The sequence below is a fragment of the Escherichia sp. E2586 genome (assembly GCF_005781105.1).
Classification (GTDB): Bacteria; Pseudomonadota; Gammaproteobacteria; order Enterobacterales; family Enterobacteriaceae; genus Escherichia.
The window spans coordinates 105,535-125,338 of record NZ_VATN01000002.1 but is presented as its reverse complement, the minus strand read 5'-3'; the positions used below and the strand labels follow the sequence as shown (position 1 = coordinate 125,338).

Below are 19,804 nucleotides of genomic sequence, written 5' to 3'. Positions count from 1 at the left end.
GAATAACCAATGATTGAATGGATTATTCGTCGCTCAGTGGCGAACCGTTTTCTGGTGCTGATGGGCGCGTTGTTTCTAAGTATCTGGGGTACCTGGACCATCATTAACACGCCAGTGGATGCGCTGCCGGATCTCTCCGATGTGCAGGTGATTATTAAAACCAGCTATCCCGGTCAGGCGCCGCAAATCGTTGAAAATCAGGTGACTTATCCGCTGACCACCACCATGTTGTCGGTGCCTGGCGCGAAGACGGTGCGCGGTTTCTCGCAGTTTGGCGACTCTTATGTGTATGTCATTTTCGAAGATGGCACCGATCCGTACTGGGCGCGCTCGCGGGTGCTGGAGTACCTCAACCAGGTACAGGGTAAGCTGCCTGCGGGAGTCAGCGCCGAGCTGGGGCCAGATGCCACGGGTGTTGGCTGGATCTATGAATATGCACTGGTGGATCGCAGCGGTAAGCATGATCTGGCCGATTTACGCTCATTGCAGGACTGGTTTCTCAAATATGAGCTAAAAACCATCCCTGACGTTGCGGAAGTGGCGTCGGTGGGCGGTGTGGTAAAAGAGTATCAGGTGGTTATCGATCCCCAGCGCCTGGCGCAATATGGCATCAGTCTCGCCGAAGTAAAAAGCGCGCTGGATGCTTCAAACCAGGAAGCGGGCGGTTCGTCGATCGAACTGGCGGAAGCGGAATATATGGTGCGCGCCAGCGGCTATCTGCAAACGCTCGACGACTTTAATCATATCGTTTTAAAAGCCAGTGAAAATGGCGTGCCTGTTTATCTGCGTGATGTTGCAAAGGTCCAGATTGGACCGGAAATGCGCCGGGGCATTGCCGAACTGAACGGCGAAGGCGAAGTGGCTGGCGGGGTGGTGATCCTGCGCTCCGGCAAAAACGCCCGTGAAGTGATCGCCGCCGTGAAGGACAAGCTGGAAACGCTGAAAAGCAGTCTGCCGGAAGGCGTGGAGATAGTTACAACATACGATCGCAGCCAGCTCATTGACCGCGCCATCGACAACCTCAGCGGCAAGTTGCTGGAAGAGTTTATTGTGGTGGCGGTAGTCTGCGCGCTGTTTCTCTGGCATGTGCGCTCGGCGCTGGTGGCGATTATTTCGTTGCCGCTGGGGTTGTGTATTGCTTTTATTGTCATGCACTTCCAGGGGCTGAATGCCAATATTATGTCGCTGGGCGGCATTGCGATTGCCGTCGGGGCGATGGTCGATGCCGCTATCGTCATGATCGAGAATGCGCATAAACGGCTCGAAGAGTGGCAGCACCAGCATCCTGACGCCACGCTGGATAATAAAACGCGCTGGCAGGTGATCACCGATGCATCTGTTGAAGTAGGTCCGGCGCTGTTTATCAGTCTGCTGATTATCACGCTGTCGTTTATCCCGATCTTCACCCTGGAAGGGCAGGAAGGGCGTCTATTTGGCCCGCTGGCGTTCACCAAAACTTATGCGATGGCGGGGGCGGCGCTGCTGGCGATCGTAGTGATCCCTATCCTGATGGGGTACTGGATCCGTGGCAAAATTCCGCCAGAAAGCAGTAACCCGCTCAATCGCTTTTTGATTCGTATTTATCATCCGCTGTTGCTGAAAGTATTGCACTGGCCAAAAACCACGCTGCTGGTGGCGGCACTTTCGGTGCTGACGGTTATCTGGCCGCTCAATAAAGTTGGCGGGGAATTTTTACCGCAGATCAATGAAGGCGACTTGTTGTATATGCCATCGACGCTGCCAGGGATTTCCGCAGCGGAGGCGGCGAGCATGCTGCAAAAAACCGACAAGCTGATTATGAGCGTACCTGAAGTGGCGCGGGTATTTGGCAAAACCGGGAAAGCGGAAACCGCCACCGATTCTGCTCCGCTGGAGATGGTCGAAACGACCATCCAGCTTAAGCCGCAGGATCAGTGGCGGCCAGGCATGACGATGGACAAAATCATTGAGGAACTGGATAACACCGTGCGTCTGCCGGGGCTGGCGAATCTGTGGGTGCCGCCAATTCGTAACCGTATCGATATGCTCTCAACCGGCATTAAAAGCCCCATCGGCATTAAAGTTTCCGGCACTGTGCTGGCGGATATCGACGCGATGGCGGAGCAAATTGAAGAAGTGGCGCGAACGGTACCAGGCGTGGCTTCTGCTCTTGCCGAGCGTCTGGAAGGTGGGCGCTATATCAACGTTGAAATTAACCGTGAAAAGGCCGCGCGTTACGGTATGACGGTGGCGGATGTGCAGTTGTTTGTGACTTCTGCGGTGGGCGGGGCGATGGTTGGCGAAACGGTGGAAGGGATTGCCCGTTATCCAATTAATCTGCGTTATCCGCAAAGCTGGCGCGATAGTCCGCAGGCGCTGCGTCAGCTGCCGATCCTGACGCCGATGAAGCAGCAAATTACCCTCGCAGACGTGGCCGACGTTAAAGTCTCTACCGGACCGTCGATGCTGAAAACCGAGAATGCGCGCCCGACGAGCTGGATTTATATCGATGCCCGCGATCGTGACATGGTGTCGGTGGTTCACGATCTGCAAAAAGCGATTGCCGAGAAAGTGCAGTTAAAACCGGGCACCAGCGTGGCATTCTCCGGGCAGTTCGAGTTGCTGGAGCGCGCCAACCATAAGCTGAAACTCATGGTGCCGATGACGTTGATGATCATCTTCGTGCTGTTGTATCTGGCGTTCCGTCGCGTGGGCGAAGCGTTGCTGATTATCAGCAGCGTACCGTTTGCGCTGGTGGGCGGTATCTGGTTGCTGTGGTGGATGGGTTTTCATCTTTCCGTGGCGACGGGTACCGGTTTTATTGCCCTTGCCGGGGTCGCCGCCGAATTTGGCGTGGTGATGCTGATGTATTTACGTCACGCCATAGAGGCCGAGCCGTCGCTGAATAATCCGCAAACATTCAGCGAGCAGAAGCTGGATGAGGCGTTGTATCACGGCGCGGTACTGCGCGTGCGCCCGAAAGCGATGACGGTGGCGGTGATTATCGCTGGTCTGCTGCCGATTCTGTGGGGAACGGGAGCGGGTTCAGAGGTGATGAGCCGCATCGCCGCGCCGATGATTGGCGGCATGATCACCGCACCTCTGCTATCGCTGTTTATTATCCCGGCGGCGTATAAGCTGATGTGGCTGCATCGGCATCGGGTTTGGAAATAAAAGTAGAGCCGGGGAAGGATACCCGGTTTAACTGTGTGGATTGTGTCTTGCGACGATGGGCACTAAATGTTAAAAGGTGCCCCTCAACAAAAAAGACACACAGGGGAAAGGCGTGAAAAACGCGTCAACCGTATCGGAAGATACTGCGTCGAATCAAGAGCCGACGCTTCATCGCGGATTACATAACCGTCATATTCAACTGATTGCGCTGGGCGGCGCTATTGGTACTGGTCTGTTTCTTGGCATTGGCCCGGCGATTCAGATGGCGGGTCCGGCTGTATTGCTGGGCTACGGCGTCGCCGGGATCATCGCTTTCCTGATTATGCGCCAGCTTGGCGAGATGGTGGTCGAAGAGCCGGTATCCGGTTCATTTGCCCACTTTGCCTATAAATACTGGGGACCGTTTGCGGGCTTCCTTTCTGGCTGGAACTACTGGGTGATGTTCGTGCTGGTGGGAATGGCAGAGCTGACCGCTGCGGGCATCTATATGCAGTACTGGTTCCCGGATGTCCCCACCTGGATCTGGGCTGCCGCCTTCTTTATTATCATCAACGCCGTTAACCTGGTGAACGTGCGCTTATATGGTGAAACTGAGTTCTGGTTTGCGCTGATTAAAGTGCTGGCGATTATCGGCATGATCGGATTTGGCCTGTGGCTGCTGTTTTCTGGTCATGGCGGTGAGAAAGCCAGTATCGACAACCTCTGGCGCTACGGTGGTTTCTTTGCCACCGGCTGGAATGGGCTGATTTTGTCGCTGGCGGTGATTATGTTCTCCTTCGGAGGGCTGGAACTGATTGGTATTACTGCCGCTGAAGCGCGCGATCCGGAAAAAAGCATCCCTAAAGCAGTGAATCAGGTGGTGTATCGCATCTTGCTGTTTTATATCGGTTCACTGGTGGTTTTACTGGCACTCTATCCGTGGGTGGAAGTGAAATCCAACAGTAGCCCGTTTGTGATGATTTTCCATAATCTTGACAGCAACGTGGTGGCTTCTGCGCTGAACTTCGTTATTCTGGTGGCATCATTATCGGTGTACAACAGCGGGGTTTACTCTAACAGCCGGATGCTGTTTGGTCTTTCTGTGCAGGGTAATGCGCCGAAGTTTTTGACTCGCGTCAGCCGTCGCGGCGTGCCGATCAACTCACTGATGCTTTCCGGAGCGATCACTTCGCTGGTGGTGCTGATTAACTATCTGCTGCCGCAAAAAGCGTTTGGTCTGCTGATGGCGCTGGTGGTAGCAACGCTGCTGTTGAACTGGATTATGATCTGTCTGGCGCATCTGCGTTTTCGCGCGGCGATGCGACGTCAGGGGCGTGAAACACAGTTTAAGGCGCTGCTTTATCCGTTCGGCAACTATCTCTGCATTGCCTTCCTCGGCATGATTTTGCTGCTGATGTGCACGATGGATGATATGCGCTTGTCGGCAATTCTGCTGCCGGTGTGGATTGTATTCCTGTTTGTGGCGTTTAAAACGCTGCGTCGGAAAGCGAAATAATAGTGCCGATTGGATAAGGCATTCACGCTGCATCCGACAACACGATGACAACAATCTGAAGCCGCTCTCATCCATTCGATGAGAGCGGCTTTTAATTACTGCTTAAATGCGTCCGCCAGGGAGCGAATATCATTGCTGGTTGGCGACTGATGAAGTCGCAGACCAAACTCTTCGACGATCGCAAATATGTGGTCGAATATATCAGCCTGAATGCTTTCATATTCCAGCCATACCACGGTATTAGTAAACGCGTAGATCTCAAGCGGTAAACCGTTATCGCCCGGAGCTAACTGGCGCACCATTAAGGTCATATCTTTACGAATCCGCGGATGGTTACGCAGATATTCGTTCAGATAGGCACGAAAGGTTCCAATATTGGTCATTCGGCGCAGGTTTAATACCGACTCCGTAGAACCTTGCTGGCGATTCCACTCATTAATTTCCTGATGGCGGCTGGTTAAATAAGGCTTTAACAAATGCGCTTTATTCAGCCGCTGCATTTCAGTTTCATCAAGAAAACGAATACTGGTGACATCAATACTGATACTGCGCTTAATACGTCGCCCACCGGATGCTGACATCCCGCTCCAGTTTTTAAAAGAGTCAGATACCAGCGACCAGGTGGGAATAGTGGTAATAGTATTGTCCCAGTTGCGCACTTTGACGGTGGTTAAACCAATATCAATTACTGCGCCATCCGCGCCGTATTTTGGCATTTCCAGCCAGTCGCCCAGTTTCAGCATATCGTTTGCGGAAAGCTGAATGCCGGCCACCAGACCGAGGATCGGATCTTTAAACACCAACATCAGCACGGCGGCCATCGCGCCAAGACCACTGATCAGAATTGCTGGCGACTGACCAATCAGCAGTGAGATCATCAAAATGCCGACCAGAATCGCGCCGATCAGTTTAATCCCCTGAAATATCCCTTTTAATGGCAACTGCTTTGCCGCCGGGAATTTCTGCGCCAGATTCAAAATAACATCCAGCAACGAGAAGACAGAAAGCAGCGCATACATCATGATCCACAACTGCGCGCAGGTGGTCAGAATATCAGCTGCTTCAGTGCCTTTTTGCAGCCAGAATACCGCCTGAATATTGACGATAATCCCCTGGAGGGTAAAAGCTAAACGGTGGAAGAGTTTATTTTGGGTAATGATTTGCAGCCACAGCCGTGAGCTGGCGATGGCACGTTTTTCGAAGGTACGTAGTACCACCCAGTGCAAAATAATATGCACTACAACGGCGGTCAGAAAAATAATACCGAAAATCATCACCATCGAGGTGGTGTGATCAAACTCAATACCCGCTAAATCTTCAACCTGGGATATTAAATCCTGCATAACATCTCCTATATACAACAGCGGCCTATGATGACGGCTGAAAGGGGGTTATGCAAATCAGGAGAATCTGAGGGGGAATTTCCTGCGAGAGCTGATGGCAAATATAAAATTGCCTGATGCGCTACGCTTATCATGCCTACCTTGAATGAACTGGACGAACTTGTAGGCAGGATAAGGCGGTCACGCCGCATCCGGCATAAACAAAGCGCACTTTGTTAGCAATCTGAGCCGGGATGGGTTCCCGGCTGTCAGGATAATTACACTTCGGTTAAGGTGATACTTTGCGGCAGACGAGATTTCGGCAGCGTCGCGTTAAAATCTTCAACGCTATGATGACCTACCGGAACAACCACCAGACTGGTATAGCCTTTCTCTTTCAGACCAAATTCTTCATCGAGGATCGCGGCGTCAAAACCTTCGATGGGTACCGCGTCCAGACCCAGAGCCGCCACGCCGAGCTGGAAATTACCGACGTTGAGATAAACCTGCTTTGCCATCCACTCTGCATCATCATGCAGATCTTTACGATGCATATCGGCGAAGAACTTGCGACCTTTATCGTTCGCGGCTTTCGCTTCCGGCGTGGCAAAGCGGCCATCGGCATCTTCCTGGTCAACAACCAGCTTCAGCCAGGCATCGTCCATCGCAGTTTTCGCGCAGAACACCACGACGTGCGAGGCATCAAGCATTTTACGCTCGTTGAACACATAATTACCGGCGGCGGATTTGGCAACACGCGCTTTGCCTTCTTCAGTGCTGGCAACAATAAAATGCCACGGCTGGGAGTTGGTGCTGGATGGGCTGTATTGCAGTAGAGTTTTGATCTGCTCGGCCTGTTCCGGGGTAAGTTTTTTGCTGGCATCAAATGCCTTAGTGGAATGACGCTTTAAGGCGACAGAAATGATATCCATAAAGACTCCATGTGTAAGTAATTTTGCGTGCCAGCAGATTACAAGGTTCAACGAGAAATGGTAAGCGAGAAAAATGCGCTATAGATTTACGTTTTAGCCAGGGCGCAGCCTTTTTTGATCGCGTTTAGCTAAGCCATCAACCACTAAATTCCATGAATCGTTGATCAGATCGCGAAGTAACGCTTCGGAGATTTCTTCGCCGGGATAGACCGAAATCCAGTGCTTTTTATTCATGTGATACCCAGGCTTAATGCTTGGATATATCTGCTGATTTAACAGGGATTTTTGTGGATCGGACTTCAAATTGATAAAGGGAACGCCGCGCAGTTCTGACGACAACATAAAAATCTTGCCGCCAATTTTAAAGACATCAAACTCCGGGCCAAACGGCCAGCAAAGCTCGACAAAGGGTAACTCAAGGGCCAGGCGTTTCGCCGTTTCGTGCAGTGATTGCTTATCCATAAACGTTCCTTTAGGCGAAGGAGAATAAGCAAAGTATGCCGCGAAGCACGACGATAATCGACGTTTAATCCGCCAGCGAGAACCAGCGTCGCCAGATAAAGCGCAGAACAAAATACTCAATAGTGCCCAGCACTAAAAACCACAGGCAAAATAACAAAGTGTAAAGTTGACTCAGATCCATCAGACGGAACGTGGTCACCAGTTTCTGGGCCATCGTCAGCCCCAGTGCGGGGGCGGGCAGCAGCAGGCAAGAGAGAAAAGCCATCAGCAAGATGCCAGCTGCGGTGGTCAAGGTTTCTAAAGGGTGTTTCATAACATTGTTAAATGTAAGTTAAAACACCATTGTCAGGGATATTCTTCTGTAAGGCAATTCCCGGCTTAGTCACCGGCCCAGATCTCACAATGCTTTTTCACCAACCCAATCAGCGAGCCGCCATCGGCGACGAAATCGCGCATCAATTGTGCTTCATTCAGGCCGCTGGCAACCTGGCGATACAGGGCCTCAATCGCACTCGACGCACCAATTTTATGTGCGGAAGGGGCGATTTTTTCCAGTAAACGCAAGGTGTCTTCCGTTAGAGGCCGACGATCGCCGGTGTGCGGATCGGTAATGACGCCTTCCAGACCATAACGGCAGGCCTGGAAACGGTTGAATTTATACAGCAGGTAATCTTTCTCCTGATGTTTGAACGGGCGTTCCGTCAGTAACCAGTGGGCGGTAGCCTGAATCAATCCTGCCATATTTACCGCATGGCTAAGAGTTAACGGGGTATCCATCACCCGAACTTCCACCGTACCAAAATGGGGGCTGGGGCGAATATCCCAGTGCAGATCTTTAATGCTGTCGATCATCGTGGTGTAACTCAGACAGCGAAACAGGGCTTCAAATTGTTGCCAGTTACTGACCCACGGCATCGGGCCATTATCGGGAAAGGCGGAAAAAATATTGGGTCGTGAGGAGGCAAAGCGTGTATCCGTTCCTTGCATATACGGTGACGCGGCGGAAAGGGCGATAAAGTGCGGCACAAACCGTGACAAGCCGTGCAGCAAATAAATAGCGTCATCGCCACTGGCGCAGCCAACATGGACATGCTGACCAAAAACGGTCGCTTGCTGGATGAGATAGCCAAAGTTTTCCAGCGTTCGTTGATAGCGTTCGTTATCGCATACCTCCTGACGCTGCCATTTCTGAAACGGGTGTGTGCCACCGCCGCAAATTTCCAGATGATGGTCTGCGGCTGCCTGCAATACGACTTTCTGCATTGCTGAAAATTGCCCGGCAGCCTGGTTGATATCACGGCAAACATCCGTCGCCAGCTCCAGCATACTTTCGGTGATATCGTGCTTTACCTCTCCGGCAGTGATCTCATTTTTAACCGCGTCAATCAGCGTTGAAGAGTCCTGGCTTAAGTCATAGCCCGGCGGATTAACCACCTGCATTTCCAGTTCAATACCGAGGGTAAAAGGTTCAGAAACATGAAAATTGGGTAATGGCATAGGTTTCTCTTATGTTGGCGTTTTCATTTCAGTATAGAAGTGGGAGCGGCTGGGCGAGATGCGGAAGTTCTGGAATGTTTCTTTCTTGTTGTGATTGCGAACTGATATAACAGTTTAAAACATCAGCAAAAGGGGAAGGTCGTGCCGGAAATTAATCAATATGGACAGACGGTCGGCGATGCGCTGCCGGACTGGCAAGGTGCAGCGGTTTTACCGCGTCATTTACTGGAAGGACAATGGTGTCGACTGGAGCCACTAGACGCGCAACGTCACGCAGGCGATCTGTTTGATGCATATGCTCAGGCGCCAGACGAGCGTGACTGGACGTGGCTTGCCAGCAGTCGTCCGGCAAGTGTTGCTGCTACCGAGTCATGGATTGCTGGCAAAGTGAATGATCTTTCACTGGTGCCCTTTGCCGTGGTTGATAATCGTTCTGCGCGGGCCGTTGGGCTGGTCTGTTTTATGGCAATCGAACGCGAACATGGTTCGGTTGAAATCGGCCATGTTACCTGGTCTCCGCGAATGAAAAATAGCGTGCTCGGTACAGAAGCGATCTGGTTACTTTTGCAATGCGCCTTTGCTCATAATTATCGGCGCGTGGAGTGGAAATGTGATTCGCTTAATCTGGCATCACGCCGCGCTGCTGAACGTTTAGGTTTTGTTTTTGAAGGTCGTTTCCGGCAGAAAATCGTGCGCAAAGGGCGTAACCGTGACAGCGACTGGTTATCGATTATTGATAGCGAATGGCCGCAATGTGGCAAGGTGCTGCAGAGCTGGCTGGCGGAGGAGAATTTTGACGAGTTGGGAGGGCAGAAAAAAAGCCTGGCCCAGTTGCGGATCGGATAATGAATGACAGAAGTCCGAAACAGGATTTACTGTATAAATAAACAGTTATTTTGCTAAGGAAGGGTAAGATAACGGCGGGTGCCTGAAGCTTTCCGGTTTCAGGTTTACTCTGAGGTCTGGAAAGATGAAGCCCCAGGACGATATTTCTATCAACCCTGGGGCTACCTACCCAAACCTGAACAATTTGGATGGTAGTCCCTTCTTCGCATGGAGGCAATATAAACATGCTGACGAAATATGCCCTTGTGGCAGTCATAGTGCTGTGCTTAACGGTGCTGGGATTTACGCTTCTGGTCGGAGACTCGCTGTGTGAGTTTACGGTGAAGGAACGTAATATTGAGTTCAAGGCTGTTCTCGCTTACGAACCGAAGAAGTAGCCGTTGTGCGGGGAGTAATCCCCGCATATCCGGTTGTCAGGTCAGGATGGTAAGGCACCTGCTTTACACTTTCGCCCGCGGTCAGTGATGGCTGCGGGCGATTTCGTTTTAAGGGCAATGAGCAGTTTTGCCGACAGAAGTCCGAAACAGGATTTACTGTATAAACAAACAGCTATTTTGCTAAGGAAGGGTAAGATAACGGCGGGTGCCTGAAGCTTTCCGGTTTCAGGTTTACTCTGAGGTCTGGAAAGATGAAGCCCCAGGAGATATTTCTATCAACCCTGGGGCTGCCACTCCAAACCAGACAATTTGGATGGTAGTCCCTTCTTCGCATGGAGGCAATATAAACATGCTGACGAAATATGCCCTTGTGGCAGTCATAGTGCTGTGCTTAACAGTGCTGGGATTTACGCTTCTGGTCGGAGACTCGCTGTGTGAGTTCACGGTAAAGGAACGTAATATTGAGTTTAAGGCTGTTCTCGCTTACGAACCGAAGAAGTAGCCGTTGTGCGGGGAGCAATCCCCGCATATCCGGTTGTCAGGTCAGGGTGGTAAGGCACCTGCTTTACACTTTCGCCCGCGGTCAGCATTGGCTGCGGGCGATTTCGTTTTAAGGGCAATGATCAGTTTTGCCGACAGAAGTCCGAAACAGGATTTACTGTATAAATGAACAGTAATTTTGCTAAGGAAGGGTAAGATAACTGCGGGTGCCTGAAGCTTTCCGGTTTCAGGTTTACTCTGAGGTCTGGAAAGATGAAGCCCCAGGAGATATTTCTATCAACCCTGGGGCTGCCACTCCGAACCTCAACAACTCGGATGGTAGTCCCTTCTTCGCATGGAGGCAATATAAACATGCTGACGAAATATGCCCTTGTGGCAGTCATAGTGCTGTGCTTAACAGTGCTGGGATTTACGCTTCTGGTCGGAGACTCGCTGTGTGAGTTCACCGTAAAGGAACGTAATATTGAGTTTAAGGCTGTTCTCGCTTACGAACCGAAGAAGTAGCCGTTGTGCGGGGAGTAATCCCCGCATATCCGGTTGTCAGGTCAGGGTGGTAAGGCACCTGCTTTACACTTTCGCCCGCGGTCAGTGATGGCTGCGGGCGAACCGTACCAGATGTTGTCAATTAATCGTGTTGGCACAGCGTTATGACTATCTTTTGTTTAAGCTGCCAGTGCACAGCAAACTGCTCATCCTCTCGTCGAATAATGATCCGCTGTTTATTCCAGCTAATTATCTGATAATCCAGAAAACCTGGAGCGGCCTGTATCTTGTTTGCCTTAAATGCACTCTCTTTGGCGGAAAATGCCAGTGTCAGCGCCAGAGAAAAGGCTAAACCGCAGTCTGCGAGTCGCTCGTGTTCCGCTGGCGTAATAATGTTGTCTGTCAATTCTGCCGCAGTTTGCGCAGAAAAAATTTCTTCAATATCAATGCCAATCGGTTGACGGGATACCACTGCCAATGCCGTAGTCCCGCAGTGGCTAATACTGCCATTTAACCCCGCAGGCCACACAGGTTGGCGTAGCTCGCCGATTGCGGAAACACATTTAGAGCCATATTCCCGCAACGCATAAACAGCAGCGATCCGCCCGGCCAAATGTTCGGCTTTGCGTTTCCGTCCAGCGTTTTGCAGTTGCGCGTAGTGCGGCAGCCAGAGTAAATCCTGCTCGTGAAAAGTCGCCGGATCAAACTCAACAAAATGTAGCGTATGTCCGGCAAAGGGGAGGGAGGTATGCGTAGTTTTCATGTCGACCATATTAGAGGCTGATGACAAACGCAAAACTGCCTGATGCGCTACGCTTATCAGGCCTACGTGGTCCTGCAATATATTGAATTGGCAAGATTTTGTAGGCCTGATAAGGCGTTCACGCCGCATCCGGCATGAACGACGCGCGCTTTGTCAACAATCTGACGTTAGCATCAGAAGTGAGTGTTAACGCTCATATACCACGTACGTCCCGGCTCGTTATAGGTATACGCGCCAGCACCCGCGATATAGTTGGCGCCTGCCAAATCACCCGTGGTCTGGGCATTACCCGCACGCCACAAACGCTTGTCGAACAGGTTGTCCACGCCGCCGGTCAGACTGACATTCTTCGTCACATCCCAGGTCGCGCTCAAGCCAACAATGCTGTACGGACTGATTTCTTTGGTTTCCGGGCCAACCGCTGGCTGACCTTTATAGTTGTACTTCTTCGGCTGCTGTTTGCCGTACCAGGTGAAGGTCGTTTGCATCGACAAATCTTCCCGTGCCTGCCAGCTCAGCGTTGAGTTCAACGTATATTCCGGGATGATCGACAAACGGTCGCCCGTGGTTTTGTTTTCACTCTTCAGCATATAAGTGATGTTATTGGTCCACATCACCGTTTCGCTAACCGGTACGTTTAACGATCCTTCCAGACCTTCAACCACCGCTTTCGGCACGTTATCCCACTGATAGAGATCGGTGCCAGCCGCATTTTGCCCTACAGCCACATAGCCCGCTTCAATCTTATTGCGATAATCGTTACGGAACCAGGTGACGCCCGCCAGCCAGCCGTCGCGTTTGAACTCCAGACCAATCTCTTTGTTGATACTGGTTTCCGCTTTCAGGTCATCGTTCCCCTGCAGATAGCAGCCGCCCGCGCTGGCGTAACAGCCCTGACCTTTACTGTAGAGAATGTAGTTCGGGTTGGTCTGGTACAGGCTCGGCGCTTTATAGGCGCGGGCAATGCCCATTTTCAGCGTGAAGTCATCGCCTAAACCTTGCGATATGTTCAGCGCCGGACTCCAGTTATCGCCAACAATGCTGTGATGATCGAAACGCAGCCCCGGCGTTACGATGGTGCTGTCAGTCAGCTCCATGTTGTTTTCGGCAAACAACGAGAAAATTTCTGCTTTTGAATATGGGCTACGGTCGGTGGCGCTCACGCCATCAATAGCACCACCGGTATTCGTTCCGGTCAGCGCCTGTGTGTTGGAACTTAAGTCCTTCATCCGCTGCTGATTCCACTCCGTACCCAGCGTCAGCGTCTGGTTAACGAGGAAATCAATCGGCAGGTTAACTTCGCTGTGCAACATCACGTCATCAAGATCGATATCGACGAAATCCTGTGTCGCTTTTTCGTTAAATTTCCCTTCGGTGCCGCCCGCCAGACCTTCCGGAATACGCGAGTTACGCGTGTGTTCGTACTGTACCCAGTTGCTGGTGGTCACACCGTTATCCCAGCCGCCGTTCCAGGTCAGTGAGTAGTTCTGGCGATACAAGCGATTGGTTTCATCACCATATTTCGAGCGGGTATAGGAATCGGAGTTTGTGTTCTGTGTGTCGCCCGCATACAGGTTGCCCTGGCGGCTGTAGCCTGCTTCCAGTTCGAGTGATTGCAGAGGCGCGAAGTCCCAGCGAACTACGCCATTAATATCCTTGTTGATCACCCCTTCGCGCCCGGCGGGCAGCGTATCCGCATATGTACCGGCACGCGCGGACTGATGGCCCTGGTTGATATCCCACGCGTCAGCCTGGGTTTTGTCGAGGTTGCCATATAAACGGAAGCTGAATTCATCGCCCAGCGGACCGGTCAGGCTGAAGTTGGTACGTTTGGTGGCACCTTCTTCTTTATGCTCCGGGGCGTTGAAATACGCATCCCATGAGCCGTGCCACTCGCCGCTGCCTTTTTTGGTAATGATGTTAACTACGCCGCCCGCCGCGCCGTTGCCATAACGCGCAGCTGCCGGACCACGCAGAACTTCAATACGTTCAATCATTTCAGGCGGCACCCAGGAAGTATCACCACGGGTATCGCGCTCGCCACGCCAGCCCTGACGCACCGAGTTACGGCTGCTGACCGGCTTGCCGTCAATCAAAATCAGCGTGTTTTCCGGCCCCATGCCGCGAATATCAATCTGGCGGTTATTACCACGTTGACCACTGGTGGAGTTGCCGGTCAGGTTAACGCCTGGCATGGTACGGATGATTTCCGACACATCGCGGGCAACGGGGTTTTTGCGGATTTCATCTGCGGTGATGGTCGAAACGCCAGGCGCCTGCAAGTTCTGCTCTGCGGCGGTAACGACAATGGTATCGTCATGTGAAACAGGAGTATCAGTTGGCTCTTGTGCCTGTGCTACCCCATAAATCCCCAGATTGACCAACAAGGCCAGGGAATGAATCTTCTTGTTCATTGTTTTATTCCTGCATTTTTGCCACGAATTGCAACTGTCGGGCATGGTCGTCATCAACACGACGCATCCCGCTACCGCGAAAACCTTTGATCCTGAAAGACACGCAGTGCAGTTGGTTAATAAATGTCCGCGCTTCCCACGGCGCGCCATTACGCTATTGCAAATGCAAATAGTTATCAATAATATTATCAATATATTTCTGCAATCAATGAAAAAAATCACAATAAACATAAGGTTATGATGTGGCGGCGTTAAAGGTGGGAAGTGATAGCTGGTGGCAGTCGAAACATGGCCCTGAATGGCAGCGTCTTAATGACGAAATGTTTGAGGTCACTTTCTGGTGGCGTGATCCACAAGGTTCTGAAGACTACTCGACGATAAAGCGCGTATGGGTCTACATCACTGGCGTCACCGATCACCATCAAAATAGCCGCCCCCAGTCGATGCAGCGAATTGCAGGTACCGATGTCTGGCTGTGGACGACACAACTCAATGCCGAATGGCGCGGCAGCTACTGTTTTGTTCCCACCGAACGCGATGACATTTTTTCTGCACCATCCCCTGATCGCCTCGAATTGCGTGAAGGCTGGCGAAAACTATTACCTCAGGCGATAGCCGATCCGCTGAATCCACAAAGCTGGAAAGGCGGGCGAGGGCACGCTGTTTCTGCACTCGAAATGCCGCAAGCGCCCCTGCAACCTGGTTGGGATTGTCCGCAAGCGCCAGAAATACCTGCCAAAGAAATTATCTGGAAAAGTGAACGGTTGAAAAATTCACGCCGTGTATGGATTTTTACCACCGGAGATGTAACAGCAGGAGAACGCCCGCTGGCAGTTTTGCTTGATGGCGAATTTTGGGCGCAGAGTATGCCCGTCTGGCCTGTGCTGACTTCGCTGACCCATCGTCAGCAACTTCCTCCCGCCGTGTATGTGTTGATCGACGCTATCGACACCACGCACCGCGCCCACGAACTGCCGTGTAATGCCGATTTCTGGCTGGCAGTACAGCAAGAGTTATTACCCCTGGTGAAAGCTATTGCCCCTTTTAGCGATCGCGCCGATCGCACCGTGGTCGCCGGACAGAGTTTTGGTGGGCTTTCCGCGCTGTATGCCGGACTGCACTGGCCTAAACGCTTTGGTTGTGTATTAAGCCAGTCAGGATCGTACTGGTGGCCGCATCGGGGCGGGCAGCAAGAGGGCGTGTTACTTGAACAGCTAAAAGCTGGTGAAGTTAGCGCCGAAGGTCTGCGCATTGTGCTGGAAGCGGGTATTCGCGAGCCGATGATCATGCGGGCCAATCAGGCGCTGTATGCGCAATTACACCCCATAAAAGAATCCATTTTCTGGCGTCAGGTTGACGGCGGACATGATGCGCTTTGTTGGCGCGGTGGCTTGATGCAGGGGCTAATCGACCTCTGGCAACCACTTTTCCATGACAGGAGTTGAATATGGCATTCAGTAATCCCTTCGATGATCCACAGGGAGCGTTTTACATTTTGCGCAATGCGCAGGGGCAATTCAGTCTGTGGCCGCAACAATGCGCCTTACCGGCAGGCTGGGACATTGTGTGCCAGCCGCAGTCACAGGTGTCCTGCCAGCAGTGGCTGGAAGCCCACTGGCGTACTCTGACACCGGCGAATTTCACCCAGTTGCAGGAGGCGCAATGAGCCAGCATTTACCTTTGGTCGCCGCACAGCCCGGCATCTGGATGGCAGAAAAACTGTCGGATTTACCCTCCGCCTGGAGCGTGGCGCATTACGTTGAGTTAACCGGAGAGGTTGATGCGCCATTACTGGCCCGCGCGGTGGTTGCCGGATTAGCGCAAGCTGATACGCTGCGGATGCGTTTTACGGAAGATAACGGCGAAGTCTGGCAGTGGGTCGATGATGCGCTGACGTTCGAACTGCCAGAAATTATCGACCTGAGAACCAACATTGATCCGCACGGTACTGCGCAGGCATTAATGCAGGCAGATTTGCAACAAAATCTGCGCGTCGATAGCGGTAAACCACTGGTCTTTCATCAGTTGATACAGGTGGCGGATAACCGCTGGTACTGGTATCAGCGTTATCACCATTTGCTGGTCGATGGCTTCAGTTTCCCGGCCATTACCCGCCAGATCACCAACATTTACCGCGCATGGCTGCGTGGCGAACCAACGCCTGCTTCGCCGTTTACGCCTTTCGCTGATGTGGTGGAAGAGTACCAGCAATACCGCGAAAGCGAGGCCTGGCATCGTGATGCGGCATTCTGGGCGGAACAGCGTCGTCAACTGCCGCCGCCCGCGTCACTTTCCCCGGCACCTTTACCGGGGCGCAGCGCTTCGGCAGATATTCTGCGCCTGAAACTGGAATTTACTGACGGGGAATTCCGCCAGCTGGCTATGCAACTGTCAGGTGTGCAGCGTACCGATTTAGCCCTTGCGCTGGCGGCTTTGTGGCTGGGGCGATTGTGCAACCGCATGGACTACGCCGCCGGATTTATCTTTATGCGTCGACTGGGGTCGGCGGCGCTGACGGCTACCGGACCTGTGCTCAACGTTTTGCCGTTGGGTATTCACATTGCGGCGCAAGAAACGCTGCCGGAACTGGCAACCCGACTGGCGGCTCAACTGAAAAAAATGCGTCGCCATCAACGTTACGATGCAGAACAGATTGTCCGTGACAGCGGACGCGCGGTGGGAGAGGAACCGTTGTTCGGTCCGGTACTCAATATCAAGGTATTTGATTATCAACTGGATATTCCTGGTGTTCAGGCGCAAACCCATACCCTGGCAACCGGTCCGGTTAATGACCTTGAACTGGCGCTGTTCCCGGATGAACACGGTGATTTGAGTATTGAGATCCTCGCCAATAAACAGCGTTACGATGAGCCAACGTTAATCCAGCATGCTGAACGCCTGAAAATGCTGATCGCCCAGTTCGCCGCGGATCCAGCGCTGTTGTGCGGCGATGTCGATATTATGCTGCCAGGTGAGTATGCGCAGCTGGCGCAGATCAACGCCACTCAGGTTGAGATTCCAGAAACCACGCTGAGCGCGCTGGTGGCAGAACAAGCGGCAAAAACACCGGATGCTCCGGCGCTGGTTGATGCGCGTTACCAGTTTAGCTATCGGGAAATGCGCGAGCAGGTGGTGGCGCTGGCGAATCTGCTGCGTAAGCGCGGCGTTAAACCAGGCGACAGCGTGGCGGTGGCATTACCGCGCTCGGTCTTTTTGACCCTGGCGCTACATGCAATTGTTGAGGCTGGTGCAGCCTGGCTACCGCTGGATACCGGCTATCCGGACGATCGCCTGAAAATGATGCTGGAAGATGCGCGTCCGTCGCTGTTAATCACCACCGACGATCAACTGCCGCGCTTTGCTGATGTTCCAGATTTAACCAGCCTTTGCTATAACGCCCCGCTTACCGCACAGAGCAGTGCGCCGCTGCAACTTTCACAACCGCACCACACGGCTTATATCATCTTCACCTCCGGTTCCACTGGCAGGCCAAAAGGGGTAATGGTCGGGCAGACGGCTATCGTTAACCGCCTGCTTTGGATGCAAAATCATTACCCGCTCACGGGCGAAGATGTCGTTGCCCAAAAAACGCCGTGCAGTTTTGATGTCTCGGTGTGGGAGTTTTTCTGGCCGTTTATTGCCGGGGCTAAACTGGTGATGGCTGAACCGGAAGCGCACCGCGACCCGCTCGCTATGCAGCAATTCTTTGCCGAATATGGCGTAACGACCACGCACTTTGTGCCGTCGATGCTGGCGGCATTTGTTGCATCGCTGACTCCGCAAACCGCTCGCCAGAGTTGCGCGACGTTGAAACAGGTTTTCTGTAGTGGTGAAGCCTTACCGGCTGATTTATGCCGCGAATGGCAACAGTTAACCAGCGCGCCGTTGCATAATCTATATGGCCCGACGGAAGCGGCGGTAGATGTCAGCTGGTATCCGGCTTTTGGCGAGGAACTGGCACAGGTGCGCGGCAGCAGCGTGCCGATTGGTTATCCGGTGTGGAACACGGGCCTGCGCATTCTCGATGCGATGATGCATCCGGTGCCGCCGGGTGTGGCGGGTGATCTCTATCTCACCGGCATTCAACTGGCGCAGGGGTATCTTGGACGACCCGATCTGACCGCCAGCCGCTTTATTGCCGATCCTTTTGCCCCAGGTGAACGGATGTACCGTACTGGAGACGTTGCCCGCTGGCTGGATAACGGCGCGGTGGAGTACCTCGGGCGCAGTGACGATCAGCTAAAAATTCGCGGGCAGCGTATCGAACTGGGCGAAATCGACCGCGTGATGCAGGCGCTGCCGGATGTCGAACAGGCTGTTACTCATGCCTGTGTAATTAACCAGGCGGCAGCCACTGGTGGTGATGCGCGTCAACTGGTGGGCTATCTGGTGTCGCAATCAGGCCTGCCGCTGGATACCAGCGCATTGCAGGCGCAGCTTCGCGAAACATTGCCACCGCATATGGTGCCCGTGGTTCTGCTGCAACTTCCACAGTTACCACTTAGCGCCAATGGCAAACTGGATCGCAAAGCCTTACCGTTGCCTGAACTGAAGGCACAAGCGCCGGGGCGTGCGCCGAAAGCGGGCAGTGAAACGATTATCGCCGCGGCATTCGCGTCGTTGCTGGGTTGTGACGTGCAGGATGCCGATGCTGATTTCTTTGCGCTTGGCGGTCATTCACTACTGGCAATGAAACTGGCAGCGCAGTTAAGTCGGCAGTTTGCTCGCCAGGTGACGCCGGGGCAGGTGATGGTCGCGTCAACCGTCGCCAAACTGGCAACGATTATTGATGGTGAAGAAGACAGCTCCTGGCGCATGGGATTTGAAACCATTCTGCCGTTGCGTGAAGGTAATGGCCCGACGCTGTTTTGTTTCCATCCGGCATCCGGTTTTGCCTGGCAGTTTAGCGTGCTCTCGCGTTATCTCGATCCACAATGGTCGATTATCGGTATTCAGTCGCCGCGCCCTTATGGACCCATGCAGACGGCGGAAAATCTGGATGAAGTCTGCGAAGCGCATCTGGCAACGTTACTTGAGCAACAACCGCACGGTCCTTATTACCTGCTGGGGTATTCGCTGGGCGGTACGCTGGCGCAGGGTATTGCGGCGCGGCTGCGTGCCCGTGGCGAACAGGTGGCATTTCTTGGCTTGCTGGATACCTGGCCGCCAGAAACGCAAAACTGGCAGGAAAAAGAAGCCAATGGCCTGGATCCGGAAGTGCTGGCGGAGATTAACCGCGAGCGCGAGGCCTTTCTGGCAGCCCAGCAGGGAACGGCGTCGACAGAGTTGTTTACCACCATTGAAGGCAATTATGCCGATGCAGTGCGGCTATTAACCACCGCCCATAGTGAACCGTTTGATGGCAAAGCTACGCTGTTTGTTGCGGAGCGTACACTTCAGGAAGGTATGAGCCCCGAACGCGCCTGGTCGCCGTGGATAGCAAAGCTGGATATTTATCGCCAGGATTGCGCGCATGTGGATATTATTTCTCCAATCGCATTTGAAAAAATTGGACCAATTATTCGTGCGACGCTAAATAAATAACTTTATCTTAAATGC

Annotated in this window: 16 protein-coding genes and 2 pseudogenes; 9 read left to right on the top strand and 9 right to left on the bottom strand. The window is 52.8% G+C overall.

Annotated features, from left to right (window positions below; genetic code table 11):
* The first annotated feature begins 9 nt into the window (after positions 1-9).
* Both cusA and pheP read left to right on the top strand, forming a co-directional pair.
* Positions 10-3,153 (top strand): Cu(+)/Ag(+) efflux RND transporter permease subunit CusA, encoded by a 3,144-nt coding sequence (cusA, locus tag FEK50_RS01905; RefSeq protein ID WP_131161016.1) that lies wholly within the window; start codon positions 10-12, stop codon positions 3,151-3,153.
* A 112-nt stretch (positions 3,154-3,265) separates the two neighbouring features.
* Positions 3,266-4,648, top strand: a complete 1,383-nt coding sequence (pheP, locus tag FEK50_RS01900) for a phenylalanine transporter (RefSeq protein WP_112006421.1) — start codon at positions 3,266-3,268, stop codon at positions 4,646-4,648.
* A 95-nt stretch (positions 4,649-4,743) separates the two neighbouring features.
* Here the strand turns inward: pheP and ybdG are convergent, their stop codons facing one another.
* From ybdG to FEK50_RS01875, 5 genes are all read right to left on the bottom strand, one after another.
* Positions 4,744-5,991 (bottom strand): mechanosensitive ion channel YbdG, encoded by a 1,248-nt coding sequence (gene ybdG / locus FEK50_RS01895; protein ID WP_130206401.1) that lies wholly within the window; start codon positions 5,989-5,991, stop codon positions 4,744-4,746.
* A gap of 257 nt (positions 5,992-6,248) precedes the next feature.
* Entirely contained in the window at positions 6,249-6,902 is a 654-nt protein-coding gene (gene nfsB / locus FEK50_RS01890; protein ID WP_131161017.1) for an oxygen-insensitive NAD(P)H nitroreductase, read from the bottom strand.
* 93 nt (positions 6,903-6,995) lie between these two features.
* Positions 6,996-7,364, bottom strand: a complete 369-nt coding sequence (locus tag FEK50_RS01885) for an MmcQ/YjbR family DNA-binding protein (RefSeq protein ID WP_130206405.1) — start codon at positions 7,362-7,364, stop codon at positions 6,996-6,998.
* A gap of 64 nt (positions 7,365-7,428) precedes the next feature.
* Positions 7,429-7,677: a DUF1158 domain-containing protein gene (locus FEK50_RS01880; RefSeq protein WP_130206407.1), complete on the bottom strand. Its 249-nt coding sequence runs from the start codon at positions 7,675-7,677 to the stop codon at positions 7,429-7,431.
* A gap of 65 nt (positions 7,678-7,742) precedes the next feature.
* Entirely contained in the window at positions 7,743-8,861 is a 1,119-nt protein-coding gene (locus tag FEK50_RS01875; protein WP_130206409.1) for a YbdK family carboxylate-amine ligase, read from the bottom strand.
* Between the two features lie 141 nt (positions 8,862-9,002).
* On the opposite strand from FEK50_RS01875, the gene FEK50_RS01870 reads away from it, so the two are divergent.
* Positions 9,003-9,707 (top strand): GNAT family protein, encoded by a 705-nt coding sequence (locus FEK50_RS01870; RefSeq protein ID WP_131161018.1) that lies wholly within the window; start codon positions 9,003-9,005, stop codon positions 9,705-9,707.
* 4 nt (positions 9,708-9,711) lie between these two features.
* On the opposite strand, the pseudogene FEK50_RS24785 reads toward FEK50_RS01870, so the two are convergent.
* Positions 9,712-9,963, bottom strand: a pseudogene (locus tag FEK50_RS24785) (hypothetical protein); the annotation flags it as partial.
* On the opposite strand from FEK50_RS24785, the gene hokE (FEK50_RS01860) reads away from it, so the two are divergent.
* Entirely contained in the window at positions 9,932-10,084 is a 153-nt protein-coding gene (hokE, locus tag FEK50_RS01860; RefSeq protein ID WP_000956465.1) for a type I toxin-antitoxin system toxin HokE, read from the top strand. The pseudogene FEK50_RS24785 and the gene hokE (FEK50_RS01860) overlap by 32 nt on opposite strands.
* Before the next feature lie 131 nt (positions 10,085-10,215).
* Here the strand turns inward: hokE (FEK50_RS01860) and FEK50_RS24780 are convergent.
* Positions 10,216-10,465, bottom strand: a pseudogene (locus FEK50_RS24780) (hypothetical protein); the annotation flags it as partial.
* Here FEK50_RS24780 and hokE (FEK50_RS01855) point away from each other — a divergent pair.
* The gene (hokE, locus tag FEK50_RS01855) at positions 10,434-10,586 is read left to right on the top strand and encodes a type I toxin-antitoxin system toxin HokE (RefSeq protein ID WP_000956465.1); all 153 of its coding nucleotides are present in this window, start codon (positions 10,434-10,436) and stop codon (positions 10,584-10,586) included. The pseudogene FEK50_RS24780 and the gene hokE (FEK50_RS01855) sit on opposite strands and share 32 nt — an antisense overlap.
* 350 nt (positions 10,587-10,936) lie before the next feature.
* Positions 10,937-11,089 (top strand): type I toxin-antitoxin system toxin HokE, encoded by a 153-nt coding sequence (gene hokE, locus FEK50_RS01850; RefSeq protein ID WP_000956465.1) that lies wholly within the window; start codon positions 10,937-10,939, stop codon positions 11,087-11,089.
* A 121-nt stretch (positions 11,090-11,210) separates the two neighbouring features.
* Here hokE (FEK50_RS01850) and entD read toward each other — a convergent pair whose 3' ends face one another.
* Positions 11,211-11,831 (bottom strand): enterobactin synthase subunit EntD, encoded by a 621-nt coding sequence (gene entD / locus FEK50_RS01845; RefSeq protein ID WP_131161019.1) that lies wholly within the window; start codon positions 11,829-11,831, stop codon positions 11,211-11,213.
* Between the two features lie 173 nt (positions 11,832-12,004).
* Positions 12,005-14,245 carry a siderophore enterobactin receptor FepA gene (gene fepA / locus FEK50_RS01840; protein ID WP_130260257.1) on the bottom strand — a complete coding sequence of 747 codons (2,241 nt, stop codon included), beginning with the start codon at positions 14,243-14,245 and terminating at the stop codon, positions 12,005-12,007.
* 242 nt (positions 14,246-14,487) lie between these two features.
* Here fepA and fes point away from each other — a divergent pair, with 242 nt between their 5' ends.
* The 3 genes from fes to entF are packed head-to-tail and all read left to right on the top strand — an operon-like array spanning position 14,488 to position 19,789.
* The gene (gene fes / locus FEK50_RS01835; RefSeq protein ID WP_131161020.1) at positions 14,488-15,690 is read left to right on the top strand and encodes an enterochelin esterase; all 1,203 of its coding nucleotides are present in this window, start codon (positions 14,488-14,490) and stop codon (positions 15,688-15,690) included.
* 2 nt (positions 15,691-15,692) lie between these two features.
* Complete coding sequence (gene ybdZ / locus FEK50_RS01830; RefSeq protein ID WP_131161021.1) at positions 15,693-15,911, top strand: enterobactin biosynthesis protein YbdZ; 219 nt, start codon at positions 15,693-15,695, stop codon at positions 15,909-15,911.
* The gene (gene entF / locus FEK50_RS01825) at positions 15,908-19,789 is read left to right on the top strand and encodes an enterobactin non-ribosomal peptide synthetase EntF (protein WP_131161022.1); all 3,882 of its coding nucleotides are present in this window, start codon (positions 15,908-15,910) and stop codon (positions 19,787-19,789) included. Before ybdZ ends, entF begins: the two co-directional genes overlap by 4 nt.
* Positions 19,790-19,804 lie beyond the last annotated feature (15 nt).